General features: G+C 71.9%; 16 protein-coding genes and 1 pseudogene. 11 read left to right on the top strand and 6 right to left on the bottom strand.

The features are described from left to right. Positions 1-518: pseudogene (locus tag ACIBCM_RS08570) on the bottom strand (hypothetical protein); the annotation flags it as partial. Positions 519-723: 205 nt separating this feature from the next. Beyond that, positions 724-1680 carry an N-acetyltransferase gene (locus ACIBCM_RS08565; protein WP_399241201.1) on the bottom strand — a complete coding sequence of 319 codons (957 nt, stop codon included), beginning with the start codon at positions 1678-1680 and terminating at the stop codon, positions 724-726. Between the two features lie 178 nt (positions 1681-1858). Here ACIBCM_RS08565 and ACIBCM_RS08560 point away from each other — a divergent pair, with 178 nt between their 5' ends. The 9 genes from ACIBCM_RS08560 to ACIBCM_RS08520 all read left to right on the top strand — a co-directional run bounded on the left by ACIBCM_RS08560 (position 1859) and on the right by ACIBCM_RS08520 (position 12530). Continuing rightward, on the top strand, positions 1859-2308 hold the full coding sequence (locus ACIBCM_RS08560; protein WP_399241200.1) for a PPOX class F420-dependent oxidoreductase: 450 nt from the start codon (positions 1859-1861) through the stop codon (positions 2306-2308). Positions 2309-3104: 796 nt separating this feature from the next. After that, positions 3105-4004, top strand: coding sequence for a helix-turn-helix domain-containing protein (locus ACIBCM_RS08555; RefSeq protein ID WP_399241199.1), 900 nt, complete (start codon positions 3105-3107; stop codon positions 4002-4004). A gap of 256 nt (positions 4005-4260) precedes the next feature. Further along, positions 4261-4647, top strand: a complete 387-nt coding sequence (locus ACIBCM_RS08550; protein WP_399241198.1) for a hypothetical protein — start codon at positions 4261-4263, stop codon at positions 4645-4647. A 446-nt stretch (positions 4648-5093) separates the two neighbouring features. Beyond that, positions 5094-5342 (top strand): DUF397 domain-containing protein, encoded by a 249-nt coding sequence (locus ACIBCM_RS08545; RefSeq protein ID WP_399241197.1) that lies wholly within the window; start codon positions 5094-5096, stop codon positions 5340-5342. Between the two features lie 632 nt (positions 5343-5974). Beyond that, on the top strand, positions 5975-6745 hold the full coding sequence (locus tag ACIBCM_RS08540; protein ID WP_399241196.1) for a DeoR/GlpR family DNA-binding transcription regulator: 771 nt from the start codon (positions 5975-5977) through the stop codon (positions 6743-6745). A gap of 82 nt (positions 6746-6827) precedes the next feature. Next, entirely contained in the window at positions 6828-8390 is a 1563-nt protein-coding gene (locus tag ACIBCM_RS08535) for an APC family permease (RefSeq protein ID WP_399241195.1), read from the top strand. Continuing rightward, positions 8387-9820, top strand: coding sequence for an FGGY family carbohydrate kinase (locus tag ACIBCM_RS08530; protein ID WP_399241194.1), 1434 nt, complete (start codon positions 8387-8389; stop codon positions 9818-9820). Before ACIBCM_RS08535 ends, ACIBCM_RS08530 begins: the two co-directional genes overlap by 4 nt. Then, positions 9817-11262, top strand: coding sequence for an NAD(P)/FAD-dependent oxidoreductase (locus ACIBCM_RS08525; RefSeq protein ID WP_399241193.1), 1446 nt, complete (start codon positions 9817-9819; stop codon positions 11260-11262). Before ACIBCM_RS08530 ends, ACIBCM_RS08525 begins: the two co-directional genes overlap by 4 nt. After that, entirely contained in the window at positions 11259-12530 is a 1272-nt protein-coding gene (locus ACIBCM_RS08520) for an NAD(P)/FAD-dependent oxidoreductase (protein ID WP_399241192.1), read from the top strand. Before ACIBCM_RS08525 ends, ACIBCM_RS08520 begins: the two co-directional genes overlap by 4 nt. A 129-nt stretch (positions 12531-12659) precedes the next feature. Here ACIBCM_RS08520 and ACIBCM_RS08515 read toward each other — a convergent pair whose 3' ends face one another. Further along, complete coding sequence (locus ACIBCM_RS08515) at positions 12660-13319, bottom strand: pentapeptide repeat-containing protein (protein ID WP_399241191.1); 660 nt, start codon at positions 13317-13319, stop codon at positions 12660-12662. Positions 13320-13895: 576 nt separating this feature from the next. Here ACIBCM_RS08515 and ACIBCM_RS08510 point away from each other — a divergent pair. After that, positions 13896-14771 carry a universal stress protein gene (locus ACIBCM_RS08510; RefSeq protein WP_399241190.1) on the top strand — a complete coding sequence of 292 codons (876 nt, stop codon included), beginning with the start codon at positions 13896-13898 and terminating at the stop codon, positions 14769-14771. 92 nt (positions 14772-14863) lie between these two features. On the opposite strand, the gene ppk2 is transcribed toward ACIBCM_RS08510, so the two are convergent. Then, complete coding sequence (ppk2, locus tag ACIBCM_RS08505; protein ID WP_399241189.1) at positions 14864-15682, bottom strand: polyphosphate kinase 2; 819 nt, start codon at positions 15680-15682, stop codon at positions 14864-14866. A gap of 248 nt (positions 15683-15930) precedes the next feature. Here ppk2 and ACIBCM_RS08500 point away from each other — a divergent pair, with 248 nt between their 5' ends. Continuing rightward, positions 15931-16647, top strand: a complete 717-nt coding sequence (locus ACIBCM_RS08500) for a class E sortase (protein ID WP_399241188.1) — start codon at positions 15931-15933, stop codon at positions 16645-16647. Between the two features lie 162 nt (positions 16648-16809). On the opposite strand, the gene ACIBCM_RS08495 is transcribed toward ACIBCM_RS08500, so the two are convergent. Both ACIBCM_RS08495 and ACIBCM_RS08490 read right to left on the bottom strand, forming a co-directional pair. After that, positions 16810-17214: a VOC family protein gene (locus tag ACIBCM_RS08495; RefSeq protein WP_399241187.1), complete on the bottom strand. Its 405-nt coding sequence runs from the start codon at positions 17212-17214 to the stop codon at positions 16810-16812. A 41-nt stretch (positions 17215-17255) separates the two neighbouring features. After that, the gene (locus ACIBCM_RS08490) at positions 17256-18314 is read right to left on the bottom strand and encodes a PHP domain-containing protein (protein ID WP_399241186.1); all 1059 of its coding nucleotides are present in this window, start codon (positions 18312-18314) and stop codon (positions 17256-17258) included. Positions 18315-18327 lie beyond the last annotated feature (13 nt).

The following is an 18327-nucleotide window of genomic DNA, read 5'->3' as shown; positions in this document are numbered from 1 at the left end:
ACGGCTTGGGGGAAGTGTGCGGCGGCGGCGTGCCGGGCGGCGAGGTTCTCCAGTGCCCAGGAGAGGCCGGGTTGGTCGTTCAGTTGTCGGTAGAGGCTGGTGCCTTCCTGGGCGGTGGTGGTGGCCTGGTCGTGTTGGCTGTTGTTCTGGTGGTAGGCGGAGAGGGTGATGAGTGCGGAGGCGAGTGCGGGTCGGTTCCCGGCCTCCCGGTTGATGTGGACGCGTTCCTGTGCTGCCTGGACGGCTTGGGGGAAGTGTGCGGCGGCGGCGTGCCGGGCGGCGAGGTTCTCCAGTGCCCAGGAGAGGCCGGGTTGGTCGTTCAGTTGTCGGTAGAGGTCCACGCCCTCCAGCGCGGCGGCCGTCGCCTCGTCGAGCCTCGCCGCGTTCTGGAGGTACGCCGACAGGAGCACCAGCGCCGAGGCGAGCCCCGGCCGGTCACCCGCCTCCCTGCGGGCCCGTACCCGCTCCTGTGCCTCCGAGAGCGGGTCCCCGGCCGTTTCCGCGTCGGAAATCGTCATCTGTCGTCTCCTGGAAGAGGGGTGGCGATGTCGACAAGCATGGGAGCCAACGAGCGCGGAGAGCCTGAGGAAACGCCTGCCGTGCCCCGGGCCGGCCGTCGCGTGCGCCGCCCGGGCCGGGGCCGCCCCGGGGGAGACCCGCGAGCCCGGGTCAAGGAGACGCCCGGTCCGCGGCCGGGCCCACGGGACCCGGCCGCGGACGGACTCATCCGGCCCGGTGCGTCCAGCCGCGTGCGGACCGCGAGAGTTCACGGAAGCCGTGGGCGGTGAGCCCGGTGAACTCGTCGGACGTGTCGTCCTCGCCGCCGGAGTAGGCGAGGACACGGTCCACCCCGCTCAGGGCCAGCCACTGGCGGATCTCGCCGAGCAGCCAGGGGAGCAGCCCGGGGTGCGGGTCCTCGGGCAGCTCCAGGTCGGCGAGATCGGCGAGTCCACCGGGGCGCGCGTGGCGCTCGGGCCGTTCGAGCGTGCCTGAGGTCTCGGCGTACGCGATGGGCCGGCCGTCCAGACGCACGGTGAACCGGGTGCCCAGCTCACCCAGGGTGCGGTGGAGTGTCAGTCCCGGCAGGGGAGCCGGGCCGGGGGAGGGCAGCTCGGACACCGCGGCGATCAGCAGGATTTCGGTGTGTCCGGTGTGGACGAAGCCCGCGCGCTCCAGTGTGGCCCGTACATGCGGCCACTGCTCGGGGACGCCCGCCACACCGGGAACCGGCAGCTGCCCGTCGGTCAGCCGGGTCCGTACCTTCCAGCGCGTGAGCTGGGCGAGGCATGCCGACATCAGCAGCTCGGCCGCCTGTTCGCCGGAGGCCGGGCCGGGCGCGTCCGCGGACCCGTCCTCGGACGCGCCGTCCGAGGGGAAGTGGAGGAACCACGCGAGATGGCCGGTGTCCCGGTAGCCGTCGCCGACATCCGGGTCGTCGCGGTATCGCAGCAGATGGGCCGCGGCCACGATGCGCCGCTCGTGCTCGACCACGAAGGTGAGCCGCTCGGTCACCCAGGGGTCGGTCACATACTCCTCGGGGCAGCGTTCGAGGCTGCTGAGGACGGTGTTGACCGAGACACCCGCACCCGGGATGACGGCGGCGGCGTGCGCGTTGACGAGGACGGTGAGCTGATCGCGGTCCTCGCGGTGGAAGGGGCGCACCTGAGGAGATGCAGACATGGCAGAGCCTCCGTGAAGGAACGGTTGGGGAGGGCCGCCATGCGATGCGGTACGCCGGTCACTTTAGCAGCCGAAAACAGCCGGTGGCGGTCGCTCCGTCGCTAGTGTGTGGGGCCACACGCTCTCGGCCGGTGCCGCTGCCCGGCGGGAGCCCGGGAGATGTTCCGAGGGATGGCGTATGAGCGTGCTGAGTCCGGAGATCCTTGCGCGGGTGGAGGGAGCCAACTTCTGGTTCGTCGGGACCGTGCGCCCCGACGGCGCGCCGCATGTGAGTCCCATGTGGCTCGGTACCGAAGGCGGCCTGCTGCTGTTCAACACGGCCCTGGGCCGGATCAAGGAGCACAATCTGCGCCGGGATCCACGGGTGTATCTCTCCCACACGGCCGCGGAGGATCCGTATGACCGGGTGCAGATCCGGGGACGTGCCGTGCGCTTCGTGGAGGGGGAGCCGGCCGACCGCGACATCGATCTGCTGGCCCGGAAGTATCTGGGGACCGAGCGCTTCGAGCTGCGGGTGCCGGGTGAGCGCCGGGTGAGTGTGCTGATCGAGCCGCTGGTGGCCCGCAGGATCGTGGGGGTCGAGAAGTTCCCCGCCGGGGTGCTGCCGCCGGATCCCGAAACCGTCTGAGGAAGTCCCCCGGCCCCCGGCCACACCCGCCCCGCGAACCCCGTGAACCCCGTGCCCCGTCCGCCGGGCCGGGGCACCCGATGCAGGGAGCGGGCGTCCGGTGGGGCACCCCGACTCCCGCGGCCCTGCGGGTGCCTGACCGCCGGGCCTCCGCGGGGGCGGCGATCGTCCCCCTCGGCACACCGCAGGCCCCCACTCGGGCCACGGGGTACGGAGGGAGCCCCGGGCCCCGCCGCCCCACGGCCCCGCCCGTGTCCGTACGGCTCCGCCGTGCCCGGCGCTTCCGGGACTCCGGCGACGGCGGACACGGACACCATCCGCCGGTCCGGCGCGGGCGGAAGCCCTGCCCCGGGCCCGTGCACCTGTCGGCCCGAGCCGCGTGCCGTGCCGTCCCCCGGGGCGGCTCGGGGCCGACCGGTGTCGTACAGGGACACCGCGCGGCCGCGCCGGAGCCCGCCGGAATCCGCACCCCGGCCGCACCCCGGACGGGCGACGGGGACCGATGCCGCGGTGGCGGCCGGTCATGGTCGCCACCCCTGTTCGGGTGTTGCCGTAATGGGATCTTCCACGGTGCGAGATCCGCTACGGTGTCTCGCGGCACGACGTCAGGTGGTTGGCGAGATGCCTTTCTGCGAGCATGCACATAGAACCTCGCCCCTTGCGCTGACGCTTCCTCACGGCCCTTCGGCGACCTGGCGTTTTTCTGTGCGAGACCCATCAACTAGGGAGGTCTGTTCGGTAATATGACTATCTGCTATCTTGCACATGGGACCATCAAGGTAGGGAGGTGGCGATCGTGAGCACGCCGAGCGCCGCCGTGCAGCGCCTGCGTCTTCGGACCGAGCTGAGGAGGGCCCGCAGCCAGGCCGGACTGACCCAGCGTCAGGTGGCCACCACGATGGAGTGGAGCCCCTCGAAGCTGATCAGGATCGAAGCCGGCGAGGTCGCGGTCACCGTCAACGATCTGAAGGCACTGCTGGCCGAGTACGGCGTGACGGACCGCCGCAAGGCCGAGAGCCTGCTCGAACTGGCCCGCGGCAGCCGGAAAATGCCGTTCAGCGAGTACCGGGACGTGTTCGGCAAGGAGTTCCTGTCCTTTCTCGCCCTGGAGTCCTCCGCCTCGATCATCAGGGGCTTCCACTTCTTTGTGATCCCCGGTCTCTTCCAGACGGAGGAGTACATCCGCGCCCTGGTCGGCAGGACGGGACAGGGCGTCTCACCCGAGCGCCTCGACCGGCTGGTCGAGGCCCGGCTGGCCCGTCAGGAAGTGCTGGAGGGGGACGAGGGGCCGGAGCTGTTCATGGTTCTCGACGAATCCGTCATCCGCCGCCAGGTGGGCGGGCCCGGGGTGATGCGGCCCCAGTTGGAGCGGCTGGCCGATCTGGCGTCCCACCCCCGGGTCACCATCCGGATCCTGCCGTTCGGTGTCGGCGCGCACCCGGGCCTCCGCGGCCCGTTCACGCTGTTCGAGTTCTCCGAGGACGGCATGCCCGACTCCGTGTACCTGGAGAATCCGCGCGGTGAGTCGTACGCGAGCAACGCCCCGGAGGTCACCGGAAAGTACCTTGAGGCGTACTGGGAGCTGGAGGACCTCGCCGTCGGGGACGACCTGGGCCCGGTGCTGCGGCGGATCTCCGCCGGCCTGAGCGAGGGGAGCGGTGAGCTGGCGCCGGTGACGGCTGACCTGGACGGCTAGCGGGAGGGTCCGAGCGTTGTCGGACCCCCGCCGGCACGGCGGACGCGACGGCCGGACCCCCGGACCCGCCAAGGGTCACCCGGCCGGTGACGGGCCGACCTCGAAGGCAAGGCGCTGCCCGCAGTCGCGCCGATGGCTGCGGTTTCTGACGATTGATCACCGAGGTGACCGATGGACAGGTCGGGGGCTCTCACCGGCGGCACCCGCGCGAACCGGTGCCGGCGGAGGATCCGGTGCCGGGTGCGGGGGTGCGGGCATGCCGGGGCGTAGGCATCCCGGTGCCGCTGCCCGCGTCCGTATCCGGGACCGCGTCCTCCGTCGTACGGGGCGCTCCCGGACGACCCCGCCGCTGTGGGCCGTCACGGTGCCGCCCACCGTGCTGGCGGTGTTCGCCCTGGTGCTGATCTGGGTGCTGATCCCGAACCCGTACGGCTGGTTCGGCGTCGCCGGTTGCAGCGCCGGCGTCCTGCTCGTCGCCCGGCTGCGGCTGTGGCTCGGTCCCCCCATGGATATGGATACGGAGCGGGAGGTCAGTCCGATGGAAGCAGTGCCCGATCCCGTTCCCGGCGCCGAGCGCCCCCCGACAACGCCCGGTGGATCCACCGGAGAAGAGGAGGCCCCCACCAGCCCGCTGCCCCCGTGACGGCCACGGCGGTGAGCCACCCCGCGGCGGCCGTACCGGTGATCCGCGCGGTTCCGTAGCCGGCGCCGAACGCGAGGGTTCCCGCGGTGAACGCGTACACGGACCACAGCGCGCTTGTCGTGCGAGGCGAGTACGAGAGCTGCGAACGGGTCATCGATCGTCCTCCCTTGAGGCTCGTCTCCACGATCAGCCTAGCGCGGCCCGCACCACAACACCCGGCTCCTGCACGCCTCTTCGGACCGGAATTCCGCGATCATGGCGGAATTCCTTGTGTTCGTTTTCAGGGAAGCGATTGATATTCTGAGGAAACGTGCCGGCATGCCGTGCACGTGATCGCTCTCATCGGGTGGAGGGTCGGGGTGCCGGAACTGGTCCTGAGAGGTCGCGTGCTGCCGTGACGAGGCGCCTCAGCCAAGGCTTCCACATACGGGGCAGAGGAGGCGTGGGTGACCGAGCCGTGCGCATGGCGCAAGAGCAGCTTCAGCGCGAATGAGAACGTCGACTGTGTGGAAGTCGCCCGGAGCGGTGACGGGGTCATGGTCCGGGACTCCACACGCCCTCACAGTTTTGTGCTGTGCTTTTCCCCGGTGAAGTGGAGCGCATTCGTCGATCACACGCGGCAGGGGAGTCTCGCCCCGGCCGGCCGCGCGGAAACCGGCCGGTCCCTCTCCGGGACGGGCCCGGTCCACCGGTGATACGCCGGGCGGCGCGCACGCTCCCGTGAGCTCGCGCCCCCGACTCCGCCGAGACGTCGCGACCGGCGCCGGGGCGCGGTACGGGACCGCCCGGACGGCCGGGGCCCACGGTCCGGCCGGCGGCGGCCGGACGGTCAGTGCCGCCCCGCGGTCCCGGCGGTAGTGCCCCGCGGGGCCTGGCATGCCCCCGCTCGTACGCGCCCCGGGTCCTGACGGCATCCCCCGGCCCGGCGCGCGGCTCCATGGAGGAGAGGCGCGCCCTCGCCCGGCCGGGGGCGCCGTCGATCGCCCGACTGCTCCCGCGACGGCCCGCCGAGGCCGTCCGGGGTTCCCCGCCGCGGACCCCGGTGCGGGGTGGGGCCGCCACCCACCGCTCCGCACGGCGGGCCGCGGGTCCCCGGCCCCCGCCGCCCAGGGCGCTTCCCTGTGCCCTCCCGAGGTTTCCGAAGCCCTCGGGGCGCTGTAGGACCGGTGTCCCGCGCACGCCCTCCGCGCCGCCCGGGACCTCGCCCTGAGGGTTTCCGTGTTGTGACCACATGAATTTTCCGTCAGCACTTGACGAACTTTCGGTCATCAATCCACACTTTCAGTCATGCCCGGTCATGTACGGGCGATCTCAGTCAGGAGTCGTCATGCTTCCCGCAGAACGCCATCGCCGCATCTCCGCCGTGGTGGACCGCGTGGGCACCATCAGCACGGAGGACCTCGCCGATCAGCTGAATGTGTCGGCCGAGACCGTCCGGCGTGACCTCGGGCAGATGGAGAAGCGGGGCGCGCTGCGCCGGGTACGCGGCGGGGCCGCGTCACTCGCGGTGGTCGGCGTCGGCGGGGAGGAAGCCCCGTACGCCGATCGTTCGGCCTCCCGGACCGATGCGAAAGCCGCGATCGGCGTCATTGCGGCGGGCCTGGTGCGCCCGGGCATGACCGTGGTCATCGACGTGGGCACGACCGCCGACCAGATCGCCCGCGCCCTGCCGCTGGACTTCCGCGGCACTGTGGCCACCCCGTCACTGATCGTGGCCGGAATCGTCTCCGCCCTGCCCCACGCCGCCGTGCTGCTGCCCGGCGGACGGCTGCGGGGCGGGGACCTGGTCTGCTCCGGACCCCAGACCGTGGGGTTCTTCGCCGAGGTCTACCCTGACCTGGCCTTCCTCGGTTCCGGCGGGATCGACCCCTCCGCCGGGGTGACCGATTTCCACTTCGAGGAGATCGCCACCAAGAAGCAGATCCTCGCCAACAGTGCCCGCACCTATGTCGTCGCCGACGGCAGTAAATGGGGACGCGTCGCCGCACATGGTGTCTGCGCCGCCGGCGACTGTACGGGGGTGATCACCGACACGTCCGCGGACAGCGACCTGATCGCGGCCGTGCGGGAAACGGGATGTGAAGTGCTGGTGGCCTGAGAGGCCACCAGCCCTTTCGCACGGTTCAACCTCTTGAGTTCCTGTTCTCTATATTGAGCAGGGTTTTGAAAGGAACGCTCCCATGGCCACCCATGAGTCAGTGAACACCGGCGGCGCCAGACCGCAGGAACAGGGCACCGGCACCCCGAAGGAAATGAAGCGCGAACTCACGCGGTACGCGTCTTTCGCGATGGCTTTCGGATTTGTGTCGATCGCCACCGGAATCTTCACCACCTATGGGTCCGTGCTGAACAGCTCCGGCCCCCGGGGAATCTTCGCCTGGCCGATCGCCGTCATAGGCCAGCTCTCCATAGCCCTCGTCTTCGGCGCCCTCGCCGCCCGCATCCCCATCAGCGGATACGCCTACCAGTGGGTGTCCCGGCTGGTGAACCCGGTGTGGGGCTGGATCATGGGCTGGATCTCCTTCTCCTTCCTCGGCGTGGTCGTGGTGGCCGTGGACTACACCATCGCCTCGACGATCCTGCCGGAACTCCTCCAGTACCAGGGCACCCAGGAGAACGCCTGGGCCATCACCGCCGTCGTGATTCTGGCGCAGGCCGTACTCGTCGCCATGTCCACCCAGCTGACGCACCAGGTCAACAAGACCGCCGTGACCATTCAGCTCGTCGGCATGATCGCCCTGACCGTCCTGCTCTTCGGAGTCGGCGCCGCCACCGGAAAGCTCGACTTCTCCACGCTGTTCGAGACCGCCCCGGTCGCGGAGAGCGGCTACTACAGCCTGGGCTCCGCCGCAGAGGTCGGCCCCTTCGCCCTGGCGTTCCTGCTCGGCGCCTTCACCATCGTCGGTTTTGAATCCGCGGCCAACCTCGCGGAGGAGACCCGCGACCCCGCCCGGGTCATTCCCAAGGCCATGGTCCAGGCCGTGCTGTCCCTCGGCGTCCTCGGATTCCTCTTCCTGATCGCCATCACCGCGCTGATCGAGAACCCCGCCGAACTGGCCGCCTCCGCCACCCCCGTCGCCACCGTGATCACCGCCGTCCTCGGCTCCGGAGTCGGCAAGGCCCTGCTCGTCCTGGTCGTCGTCTCGATCTTCTCCTGCGGTCTGGTCATCACCATGAGCGGTACGCGACTGGTGTGGGCGATGTCCCGCGACGAGCGCTTCCCCGGCTGGCGGGCCCTGCGCAAGATCCACTCCGGCCGCGGCACCCCCCTCAACGCGACGCTCTTCATCTTCCTCGTCGCCCAGGTGGTCCTGGCGAGCTTCGCCATGTCGACCGACGCGCTGTTCTCCCTGTTCTCCGCGGCCACGCTGCTGCCCGCCATCATCTACGCGGGAACGGTCCTGATGTACATCGTCAAGCGCAAGTCGCTGCCGCCGACCCAGGGCTTCTCGCTGGGCCGCTGGGAGATCCCGGTGATCGTCGTCGCCTCGGTCTGGCTCGTCTACGAGCTGCTGATCTTCCGCGACGCGTCGTTCCGCGACCCGTGGATGTACGTCCTGGTGCTCTTCGCCATCGGCGGCGTGTACTTCGCCTTCCTCCTCGCCCGGCGCGGGGTCTCGGGACTGACCATGCCCGACATGGCCGATGTCGACCGCGCGCTGGACGCCGACGGAACCCGGACGGCCGCGGTGCCCGCACAGGGGGCCGGTCCGGCCGCCCGGGCAGAGGTGAGCGAACGATGACCGTCGTCCTCGCCATCGACCAGGGGACATCCGGCACCAAGGCGATCGTGGCCGACGGCTCCGGCGAGGCCCTCACCATCGCCGAGGCCGAACTGCGCCCCCGGTACGGCGACGGCGGTGTCGTCGAGCAGGACCCCCGGCAGCTGCTGGAGTCCGTGCTCGACACCGGCCGCCGGGCCGTCGCCGCCGCGGGCCGCCCGATCGACGTCGTCGCCCTGGCCAACCAGGGCGAGACGGTCCTCGCCTGGGACCCCGCCACCGGGACCCCCCTGTCCGAGGCCATCGTCTGGCAGGACCGGCGCGCCGAGTCCGTCTGCGCCGGTCTCACCGAGCACGCGGACCGGATCGCCGCCCGTACCGGGCTCGTCCTGGACTCGTACTTCTCCGCGCCCAAGATGGCCTGGCTCCGCCGGAACGTGACCACCGAAGGCGTGGTCACCACCGTGGACACCTGGCTGCTGCACCATCTCACCGGGGAGTTCGTCACCGACGCCGCCACGGCCAGCCGCTCCCTGCTCACCGATATCGACACCGCCGAGTGGGCCCCCGACCTCGCGGACCTGTTCGGACTCGGGGACGAGCGGCTGCCCCGGATCGTGGCGAGCGACGAGATCATCGGCACCACCCGTGCGTTCGGCGGTGAGATCCCCGTCGCGGGACTCATCGTCGACCAGCAGGCCGCGCTCCTCGCCGAGGGGTGCATCGACGCCGGAGCCGCCAAGTGCACCTTCGGCACGGGCGCCTTCCTCCTCGCCAACACCGGCACCACCGCGGTCCGCTCCACCGCCGGGCTGACGTCCTCCGTCGCCTGGCGGGCCGCGGGCGGTACGCCGTACTGCGTCGACGGACAGGTCTACACGGCCGCCTCCGCGATCCGCTGGATCCGCGACCTGGGCTTCATCCGCTCCGCCGGCGATCTGGACACGGTGGCGGCCAAGGAGTCCGACGGGACCCTGTGCGTACCCGCGCTCGCGGGTCTCGCGGCCCCCTGGTGGCGGCCCGACGCGACCGCCACCTTCACCGGGATGACGCTCTCCACCCGCCCCGAGCACCTGGTGCTCGCCGTCCTCCAGGGCATCGCCGCCCAGGTCGCCACCCTGTGCGAGCTGGTCGAGAGGGACCTCGGGGCCCCGCTGACGCGACTGCGGGCCGACGGCGGCCTCACCCGCAGCAGGACCCTGATGCAGGCCCAGGCCGACCTGGCGCAGATACCGGTCGACATCTATCCGTCCGCACACGCCACCCCGCTGGGCGCCGCCGCGCTGGCCCGCCTGGCGATGAACCCGGGGATGACCCTCCGTGAGGCGGTCGGCGAGTGGAAGCCCGCGGCCGTGTACGAGCCCCGGTGGTCCGCGGAGCGGGCCGAGCAGTTCCGCGGTACATGGACGGCGGTCGCCGAGGCCACCGTCCGCAAGGGAGATCTGACATGAGCAACACCCCGGGGCACGATCCCGCGCCCGTGCACGACGTCGTCGTGATCGGGGGCGGAATCGTCGGCGCGGCGATCGCCCGCGAACTCGCGGGCAACGCGGTGTCCGTCGCGCTGGTGGAGGCCCGCGGTGACATCGGGGACGGCACCAGCAAGGCCAACACCGCCATCCTCCACACCGGCTTCGACGCCAAGCCCGGCACACTCGAATCCCGCATGGTGGCCCGCGGCTACGACCTGCTCTCCCGGTACGCGGCCGAGACCGGCATCCCCGTGGAGCACACCGGAGCCATCCTCGTCGCCTGGAACGAGGAGGAATTCCAGGCACTGCCCGGACTGAAGGACAAGGCCGAGCGCAACGGCTACCACCAGTGCGCCCTGATCGGCCCGGAGGAGGTCTACCGCCTCGTCCCCGCCCTCGGCGAGGGCGTCATGGGCGGTCTGACCGTGCCCGACGAGTCCATCATCTGCACCTGGACGACCAATCTGGCCCTCGCGACCGACGCCCGGCAGCGCGGAGTGACCGTTCTGCTCGACCACCCGGTCACCCGCGTCACCACCGACTCCGGCGTCACCACCCTGCACACCGGGGGCGGCCCCGTGCACGGACGCTGGATCGTCAACGCCGCCGGGCTCGGCGCCGACCGCCTCGACGCCCTCTTCGGCCATGAGCGCTTCACCGTCACCCCCCGGCGCGGCGAACTCTTCGTCTTCGACAAGCTGACCCGCCCCCTCGTCGACAAGATCGTGCTCCCCGTCCCCACCTCCCGGGGCAAGGGCGTCCTGGTCTCCCCGACCGTGTACGGCAATGTGATGCTCGGGCCCACCTCGGAGGACCTCACCGACCGCACCGCGACCGGCACATCCGAGGACGGCTTCGCCTTCCTCCTCACCAAGGGCGCCCGGCTGATGCCGCAGCTCCTCGACGAGGAGGTGACCGCGACCTACGCGGGGCTGCGGGCCGCGATCGACCACCCCGACTACCTCATCGAGGCCGACACCGACCAGCGCTATCTGCTGGTCGGCGGCATCCGCTCCACGGGACTGACCGCGGGCATGGCCATCGCCGAGCATGTCCGGGACCTGCTCGCGGACGCGGGGCTCGCCCTCGAACCACGCGAGGACCTGCCCGCGCCACCCCGTATGCCCAACATCGGGGAAGCGGGCGTACGCCCCTACCAGGACGCGGACCGGATCGCCGCCGACCCGGCGTACGGCGAGATCGTCTGCTTCTGCGAGCGGGTCACCGCGGGCGAGATCCGCGACGCCTGCCACGCCCCCCTGCCCGCCCGTACGACGGAAGGACTCCGCCGCCGTACGCGCGCCATGAACGGCCGCTGCCAGGGCTTCTTCTGCGGTTCCGCCGTCCAGCAGCTCATGAACGACCACAGTGCGCCCGGCGACGACTGCGCCCGGACGTGCCACGAGGTGAACCCCCGATGAGTACGCCCAGTACACCCCCCACCACCCTCACCCCGGACGTACTCGTCATCGGCGGTGGCCCCGCCGGACTCACCGCGGCCGCGAACCTCGCCCCCCGCGTCAGCGGCGACGTCCTCGTCCTCGAGCGCGAGAAGGAAGCCGGAGGCATCCCCCGCCACAGCGACCACACCGGATACGGCCTGCGCGATCTGCGCCGGGTGATGACCGGGCCCGCCTACGCGCGGCGCCTCGCGGCCGACGCCGCCCGCGCCGGTGCCGTCATCAGGACCGGCGCCATGGTCACCCACTGGGCCTCCGACCGCGCCGTGGACGTCACCAGCCCGCAGGGCCGGTTCCGCGTCGAGCCCAGGGCCGTCGTCCTCGCCACCGGCGCCCGGGAACGGCCCCGTACCGCCCGGCGGATCCCCGGCGACCGCCCGGCCGGTGTCTTCACCACGGGCCAGCTCCAGAACGCCGTCCACCTCCACCACCAGCGCGTCGGCACCCGTGCCGTCGTGGTCGGCGGTGAACTCGTCAGCTGGTCCGCGGCCGTCACCCTGCGCGAGGCGGGCTGCTCCGTCGCCCTGATGGCCAGCGAGTACGAGCGGACCGAGGCGTACACGGCCTTCACCCTCGGCGGCAAGGCCCTGCTGCGCGTCCCGGTCGCCAACCGGACCCGGGTGGTCCGTGTCATCGGCAGGCCGCGGGTGGAGGCCGTCGAGATCGAGAACCTCGACACGGGTGCGCGCCGCACCGTCGAGTGCGACACCGTGATCTTCACCGGCGACTGGATCCCCGACCACGAACTGGTCCGCAGCGGCGGACTCGAACTCGACCCCGGCACCCTCGGCCCGCTCGTCGACACCGCCCTGCGGACCAGCAGGCCCGGCGTCTTCGCCGCCGGAAACCTCCTCCACCCGGTCGACACCGCCGACATCGCCGCACTGGACGGAAAGCACGTCGCGGACCAGGTGATGTCCTGGCTCGCCACCGGCGGCCCCGACCGGGAGCCGGCGCCGGGAGTGCGGCTGCTCGCGGAGGGCCCGCTGCGCTGGGTGTCGCCGGGGCTGCTGCGTCCCGGGGACCCCGCGCCGCCGCGCCGCAGGCTGCTGCTGTGGACCGACGAGTTCATCCGCGTCCCCCGCGTCAGCGTCAGCCAGGGCGGCCGGGTCGTCTCCGAGAAGACCCTGGCCTGGCCCGCGGCGCCCGGCCGTGTCTTCCGTGTGCCGTGGTCCGTCGTCCGGGGCATCAGCCCGGCCGGCGGTCCGGTCACCATCGCGGTCCACTGAGCCCGCCCGGCGGATCCCCCGTACCGCTCCAGGATCCGCCGGATTCCCCGCGCGGCCCCGCTCCGCCGCCCCGGACGACCGTCCGGGGCGGCGGAGCGGGTTCCGGGTACGGGTGAGCGCGCGCGTGTCTCAGCGGTCTGCGACCGTGATGCCGAGCGCCTGCGCGAACACCGGCGCGAAGTCCATCATCTGCACGGTGCTGATCGTGGCGCCCCGCAGTGACTCGGCGCCGTCGACGATCCCCAGCCGCGCGGCCGTACGCAGATCCACCCCGGTCATCCGGGCCCGGGCGAAACGCGCCTCCTCCAGGGTGGAGCCGGGGAAGGCGACCCGGTCGAGCCGTGCCCCGGCGAAGTCGACGTCCCGCAGCAGACAGTCCACGAACGAGACGTTCCGCAGCGTGGACGCGCGCAGATTGACCGAGTCCAGCTTGCAGTGGTGGAACGTCACCCGGTTCATCTCCGCGCTGAACAGTTCCAGCCCGGCCAGTGAGCCCGCGATGACCTCGGTGTCCATCCACGCCGTCTCCACCAGATCGGTGGCGACGAAGCGGACCGTATGCATCCACACCTCGTTGAAGCGCCCGCGCCGCATCCGGCCCCCGGTGAAGGTGACCGACGAGAGCGCCGACTCGGTGAAGCGGACACTTCCCCCGTCGACGCCGTCGAAGCTCTCACCGTCCAGACGTACGCCGTCGAGATCGCTCTCGCGCCCCAGCGAGCCCTGAAAGGGGGTCAGATGGGCGGCGTACGGAAGTTCGGACAGGGTGCGCGGTACGGGTACGGGCATGGCGGCCTCACGGATACGGGACGGCAAGGGGCTGGACGGCGAAGGCGCGACGGCAGGGACTGACGGCGGGCGGCGCGGCGGCGCGGGGCACGGCGGGGCCGGCCCGGTCACCGAACATCGGCCGACTGCGCGCGCATTCACATTACCGCAGGTGAAAGGTGTTGCAAGGCCCTCGAGGGTCTTCCGTGAAAGGCCCCCGAGAAGGCCCCTGGGCGGCCTCTGGAAGGCCCTTTCGGAGCGGGAATGCCCCGCCGTACGCCGAGGGGCGCGCGAGGCCCTCAGCCGGCCGCCTGCGGGTGCCGTTCCGCCGGGTCCCCCAAGGGGCGGCTCACCCCGGGTCCGTCCCCCGGAGAGGGCCCGGGATGCCCGTACGCGGCCCGGACCGGCCGTGGGGTCACCCGATCGGCGGAGCCCCGCGCTCGCCGCGGGGGCCTCGGTCCAGGGCCGGTCGGTCCACCGGCGGAGGACCTGTGGCCGGAGGCCGGGGACCTGTGGCCCTGCGCACCCGTACGGCCCGGCGCCCATCCTGGAAGAGGGATCACCGACGATCCCGTCCGCGTTCAGGAGGAGTGCACCATGCCCAGCACCGTGACCGTCGGCCTCGACGGCTCCCGCGAGAGCCTGGCGGCCGCCGAGTGGGCGGCCCGCGAAGCCGCATCGCGCGGTCTGCCACTGAAACTGGTCAACGTCTGGGAGCCCGTGCCCATGGCCGCGCGGGCGACCCTCCTCGGCGTCGACACCCAGCAGCACTGGTCCGAGAAGATCCCCCGTGAGGCGGCCCGGGACCTGCGCAACCGCCACCCCGAACTCGATGTCTCGATCGACCAGGTCACCGGCCGCCCCGGCGACGAACTGCCGAAGATCGCCGAGGAGTCCGCGCTGCTCGTCCTCGGCTCCCGCGGTCTCAGCGGTCTCGGCGGCTTCCTCGTCGGCTCCGTCGGCCAGGCCGTCCTCGCCGCCGCGAAGAGCCCCGTCGTCTTCGTCCGCGCCCCCGAGTCCCAGGCGGACACCGAGCCCGTGACCACGGACGGACCGGTCGTCCTCGGACTCGACGCCAATGAACCCGACGACGCTCAGATCGAGTTCGCCTTCGAGGCGGCCGTCCGCCGGGGCACCACGCTGCGGGTGATCCACAGTTGGAGCCTGCCGCCGTACTTCGCCTACGGACTGCCGCCCGACCCCGTACTGGACGCCGAACTGGCCCAGCAGGAGACCGCGACCCTCCGGCAGGTGCTCGCGCCCTGGCGCCAGAAGAACCCGGACCTGCCCGTGGTCGAGGAGGCGTCGATCGGCAAGGCGGTCGATCTGCTGGTGGAGGCCGCGAAGGACGCCTCCCTGCTGGTCGTGGGCCGCCGTATCAGGCGTGCGCCCTTCGGCGGCCGTATCGGATCCGTGGCCCACGCCGTACTGCACCACGCCACCTCGCCCGTGGCGGTCGTCCCCCACGCATGACGGCCCGTCCGGCGACGAGGACGCTCGCCGCCGGACGGCCGGCGCCGGGCCCGACGCTTCTCCGCGGCGGGCCGGCGCCGGCCGTCACCCCGTCACTTCACGAGCCCCGCAGCATGGTCGGGCACATAGGTCTGGAGGTCCTTCGGCGGCCTGATGTACCCGGTGGCGGGCGGTCGCTCGGGGAACTCGATCACCGGCGGCGGCACCTCGTGGTACGGGACCGAACCCAGCAGATGAGCGATCATATTGAGCCGCGCCCGCCGCTTGTCGTCGCTCTCCACGACATACCAGGGCGCCTCGGTGATGTCCGTGTGCACCAGCATCTCGTCCTTCGCCCGTGAGTACGCCTCCCAGCGCGTGATGGACTCCAGGTCCATCGGCGACAGCTTCCACCGGCGCGTCGGATCCTTGAGCCGCCGCCGGAACCGGTCCTCCTGCACGGCGTCGCTCACCGAGAACCAGTACTTGCGCAGCAGGATCCCGTCCTCCACCAGCATCCGCTCGAAGATGGGGCACTGGTGAAGGAACCTCCGGTGCTCCTCCTGAGTGCAGAAGCCCATCACATGCTCGACGCCGGCCCGGTTGTACCAGCTGCGGTCGAACAGGACGATCTCCCCGGCCGCCGGCAACTGCTCCACATACCGCTGGAAATACCACTGACCGCGCTCGCGCTCCGTCGGAGCGGGCAGGGCGGTGATCCGGGCGACCCGCGGGTTGAGATGCTCCGCCACGCGCTTGATCGTGCCGCCCTTGCCCGCGGCGTCCCGCCCCTCGAACACGACGACGAGCCGGGCGCGTTCCGTGCGCACCCACTCCTGGAGCTTCACCAGCTCCGTCTGGAGCCTGAGCAGTTCCCGCTCGTAGACGGCCCTGGGCAGTTTCGCCGCCGATCGCTCTTTTCCTCGGGTCATGCAGCCTCCACGCTCCCTGCTCCTGTGCGTTCCGCGTACCCGGACGGCTTCCGTGTACCCGGACGACCTTACGGAGTCGGGGCGTCACAGGCACGGGAAAGCCCGCCGGTCCCGGTCCCGGCCCCGGTCACCCGGGTTCCTTCGGCAAGGAGAGGTGTTCACTTACCGCAAGGGGAGGCGCCGGCGGCGCGGCTGTGTTTCCCTGGTGTCACGTCCGAAGCTCATCCGGCCGACGACCCGGACCGCTCATGGACCTCTCCCGAGCAGTTCCCCTCGCGCTCGCCGGAGCGCTGACCGCCCTCACCGCCTGCACCGGCGGCGCGGGAGCCGACGCCGTGGACGCCCGGCCACCCTCGGCGGTCTCCAGCACGTCGCCTCCCGCACTTTCCACGGCCCCGGGAGCGCGCGCAGGCCCCGATACGGATACGGACACGGCCCGCCGGACCGATCCCCGTACCGAGAGCGCGAGGATGTCCATTCCGGCCATCGGGGTCGGGGATCTGCGCGTGGTCCCGTACGAGGGCACCACCGACGACCGCGCCGGCACCCGGATACAGGACCGCGGTCTCGCCGCCAGCCCCTACGGCCCCGAGGGCGGCGTGGGTCCCGGGGAGATCGGGAACTATCTGGTCACCGCCCACCGGCTCTCCGCGGGCGGACCCCTGCGCGAGCTGCCCGACCTGCGCAAGGGCGACCGTGTGACCGTCGTCCTCGGCGGACGGTTCCACGAGTACGAGATCACCGGGACACGCTGGACCTCCTTCCGCTCCGAACGCTCGCTCGCAGAGCAGCGTGCGGCGGTCCCCGGGCATCCCGGAGAGCCCGCCACCCGGGCGATGATCACCATCTCGACCTGTGCGACGCCCGAGGACGACGCGGCGGGGAACTTCTGGCGGGACGGGAACAACAACCCGGAGCACAGGATCGACAAGATCGGTGTGCTGAAGCGGTCGGGTACGGCATGAACGGCGGCGCGCCCGCCCGTTCACCAGGGCTGCGCGTGCGCGCCGGCCGGCCTGTTCGTGCCCGTCACCGCACCCGGACCGCGCGCCGGTCACCGGGCGGGACCCGGGTGCGCCGGCGGGAGGGAGGGAGGGCCGCGGACGGACCCCGCGCCGGACCCGGTGTCAGTTCGGCCCGTGCGGGGAGGGCTCGGGGTGGCCCGCGAGGGAGAAGGAGTGGCCCGCGGGGTCGGAGTAGACGCGGACAGCGCGCGAGCCGCTGCCGCCGTGGGTCTCGACCGGGCGCGCGCCCAGTCCGATCGCCTCGCGCTCGGCCTCGTCCATGTCCCCGGGGGCCACGAGGATGCGCAGATGGACCTGGAGGGAGTCCTCGGGCCTCGGCCAGCTCGGCGGGGCGTGACCGACATCGCGGCGGACCGCCAGATGCACGCCCTGATGACCGATGATCTCCACGAAGTCGGGATCGTCCCCGATGCGGATCCGCGCACCGAACAGCGTGGCGTAGAACTCCGCCAGCCCGACCGGATCGGCGCAGTCCAGAACCAGCACGCTTGTCTTGTGGACCGTCATGGAACGCGTCTACCCCCGGTTCGCGGCGCCATACTGCCTGCTCACGGAGTGGCCGGTTCCGCCCCTGTCCAGGCGAGAAGTCCGTCCGCGCTCCAGGTGTTGACGACCCGTTCGGGCGGCACTCCGGCACGTTCCGCGCGGGCGCAGCCGATGATCTGCCAGTCGAGCTGACCCGGGGCGTGCGCGTCCGTGTCGACGGAGAACCGGACCCCGGCCTCCACGGCGAGGGAGAGCAGCCGCATCGGCGGATCGAGCCGCTCGGGCCTGCTGTTGATCTCCACCGCCGTACCGGAGGCGGCGCAGGCCGCGAACACCTCCGCCGCGTCGAACCGCGACTCCGGCCGGGTCCCGCTGGAGCCCGGGCGGCCCCGGCCCGAGGTCTGCCTGGCGACGACCAGCCGTCCCGTGCAGTGGCCGAGGATGTCCACCAGCGGGTTCTCGACCGCCTTGACCATACGGCGGGTCATCTGCGCCGGTTCCATCCGCAGTTCGGAGTGGACCGAGGCGACCACGACGTCCAGCTCGTCCAGCAGCTCCGGTTCCTGGTCGAGTGACCCGTCGGGGAGGATGTCGCACTCGATCCCCGTCAGCAGCCGGAAGGGCGCCCACCGCCGGTTCAGCTCCGCCACGACCGCCAACTGCTCGCGCAGCCGCCCGGCGGTCAGACCGCGGGCGACCGTCAGTCGGGGGGAGTGGTCGGTGAGTACGGCGTACTCATGGCCCAGGGCGATCGCCGTACGCCCCATCTCCTCGATGGGGCTGCCGCCGTCGGACCAGTCCGAGTGCAGATGGCAGTCGCCGCGCAGCAGCGCGCGCAGTTCCTCGCCGCCCTCGGCGAGCGGCCCGCCCGCCTCCTCCTCCAGCCGACGCAGATACTCCGGCACGTCTCCGCCGAGCGCCTCCCGCACCACCTTCGCCGTCTTGGGGCCGATGCCCTTGACCGACTCCAGCGCCCGCGTCCGGGCCAGCCCGGCGATCTCCGGCGCGGACCGTCCGGCCAGCGCCGCCGAGGCCGTACGGAAGGCCCGCACCCGGTAGGTCTCCGCACGCGAGCGCTCCAGCAGGAACGCCACCCGGTCCAGCGCCTCCACAGGGTCCATCCCGGCTCCTTCA

The organism is Streptomyces sp. NPDC051018 (genome assembly GCF_044456085.1).
Taxonomy (GTDB): Bacteria; Actinomycetota; Actinomycetes; order Streptomycetales; family Streptomycetaceae; genus Streptomyces.
This window is presented reverse-complemented; position numbering and strand designations above follow the sequence as displayed.

What these genes read in the sequence shown, in the direction of transcription:
- ACIBCM_RS08495 (WP_399241187.1), bottom strand. Translation starts at nt 17,214, where the DNA reads ATGACGGTCCACAAGACAAGCGTGCTGGTTCTGGACTGCGCCGATCCG.
- ACIBCM_RS08510 (WP_399241190.1), top strand. Translation starts at nt 13,896, where the DNA reads ATGCCCAGCACCGTGACCGTCGGCCTCGACGGCTCCCGCGAGAGCCTG.
- ACIBCM_RS08550 (WP_399241198.1), top strand. Translation starts at nt 4,261, where the DNA reads ATGCCGGGGCGTAGGCATCCCGGTGCCGCTGCCCGCGTCCGTATCCGG.
- ACIBCM_RS08500 (WP_399241188.1), top strand. Translation starts at nt 15,931, where the DNA reads ATGGACCTCTCCCGAGCAGTTCCCCTCGCGCTCGCCGGAGCGCTGACC.
- ACIBCM_RS08535 (WP_399241195.1), top strand. Translation starts at nt 6,828, where the DNA reads ATGGCCACCCATGAGTCAGTGAACACCGGCGGCGCCAGACCGCAGGAA.
- ACIBCM_RS08490 (WP_399241186.1), bottom strand. Translation starts at nt 18,314, where the DNA reads ATGGACCCTGTGGAGGCGCTGGACCGGGTGGCGTTCCTGCTGGAGCGC.
- ACIBCM_RS08540 (WP_399241196.1), top strand. Translation starts at nt 5,975, where the DNA reads ATGCTTCCCGCAGAACGCCATCGCCGCATCTCCGCCGTGGTGGACCGC.
- ACIBCM_RS08560 (WP_399241200.1), top strand. Translation starts at nt 1,859, where the DNA reads ATGAGCGTGCTGAGTCCGGAGATCCTTGCGCGGGTGGAGGGAGCCAAC.
- ppk2 (WP_399241189.1), bottom strand. Translation starts at nt 15,682, where the DNA reads ATGACCCGAGGAAAAGAGCGATCGGCGGCGAAACTGCCCAGGGCCGTC.
- ACIBCM_RS08515 (WP_399241191.1), bottom strand. Translation starts at nt 13,319, where the DNA reads ATGCCCGTACCCGTACCGCGCACCCTGTCCGAACTTCCGTACGCCGCC.
- ACIBCM_RS08520 (WP_399241192.1), top strand. Translation starts at nt 11,259, where the DNA reads ATGAGTACGCCCAGTACACCCCCCACCACCCTCACCCCGGACGTACTC.
- ACIBCM_RS08565 (WP_399241201.1), bottom strand. Translation starts at nt 1,680, where the DNA reads ATGTCTGCATCTCCTCAGGTGCGCCCCTTCCACCGCGAGGACCGCGAT.
- ACIBCM_RS08530 (WP_399241194.1), top strand. Translation starts at nt 8,387, where the DNA reads ATGACCGTCGTCCTCGCCATCGACCAGGGGACATCCGGCACCAAGGCG.
- ACIBCM_RS08525 (WP_399241193.1), top strand. Translation starts at nt 9,817, where the DNA reads ATGAGCAACACCCCGGGGCACGATCCCGCGCCCGTGCACGACGTCGTC.